This is a genomic window from Streptomyces sp. NPDC005070 (assembly GCF_053600395.1).
In genome coordinates this window covers 1-1125 of the sequence record NZ_JBSFZS010000572.1, presented here as the reverse complement: position 1 = coordinate 1125, position 1125 = coordinate 1, and the positions used below count along the sequence as shown (strand labels likewise).

Here is a 1125-nt window from a genome sequence, read left to right as displayed (position 1 = left end):
CGATGCGGGAGATGTCGAGGAGCTCGGCGATGAGCCGGGTGACGCGGTTCGCGTCGGCGTCGACGGTCTCCAGCATCAGTTTCTTCTGGTCGTCGCCGACCAGGAGGGGCAGAAGCTGCAGCAGATCGTGCGCCGTGGCAGCACCAGCTCAGTTCGCTACCGGCGCGCGATGATGCTGCTGGCCTCGGCCGGCGGCAACCGGGCGCCGGTGATCGCCCAACTGGTGCAGGCCGATGAGGACACCGTCCGGGATGTGATCCACCGGTTCAACGAGATCGGCCTGGCCTGTCTGGACCCTCGGTGGGCGGGAGGCCGTCCCCGCCGACTCAGCCCTGACGACGAGGACTTCGTCGTGGCGACGGCCACCACCCGCCCGACCAAGCTCGGCCAGCCCTTCACCCGCTGGTCCCTGCGAAAACTCGTCGCCTACCTGCGCAAAGTCCACGGCCGGATCATCCGCATCGGCCGCGAGGCATTACGCGGCCTGCTCGCCCGCCGTGGTGTCACCTTCCAGCGCACCAAGACGTGGAAGGAGTCCCCGGACCCCGAGCGGGAGGCGAAACTGGACCGGATCGAGGAAGTGCTGGACCGTTTCCCGGACCGGGTCTTCGCGTTCGACGAGTTCGGCCCGCTCGGGATCAGACCCGTCGCGGGCTCCGGCTGGGCCGCACAGTGCCGCCCCGACCGGCTGCCCGCCACCTACCACCGCACCCACGGGGTGCGCTATTTCCACGGCTGCTACTCGATCGGTGACGACACCCTGTGGGCGTCAACCACCGCAGGAAAGGTGCCGCGAACACGCTGGCTGCGCTGAAGTCGATCCGAGCTGCCCGGCCCGACGGCGTGCCGATCTACGTGATCATGGACAACCTGTCCGCCCACAAGGGCGCCGACATCCGTCGCTGGGCAAGGAAACACAAGGTCGAGCTGTGCTTCACCCCGACCTACGCCTCGTGGGCCAACCCGATCGAGGCGCACTTCGGACCACTGCGGCAGTTCACCATCGCCAACTCCCACCACCCCAACCACACCGTGCAGACCCGGGCCCTGCACGCCTACCTGCGGTGGCGCAACGCCAACGCTCGCCACCGCGACGTCCTGGCCGCCGAACGCAAGGAACGCGCC

General features: G+C 68.7%; 1 pseudogene. It reads left to right on the top strand.

Going from position 1 to position 1125, the window contains the following annotated elements:
- Window positions 1-85: 85 nt before the first annotated feature.
- A pseudogene (locus ACWEBX_RS41250) lies at window positions 86-1125 on the top strand (IS630 family transposase); the annotation flags it as partial.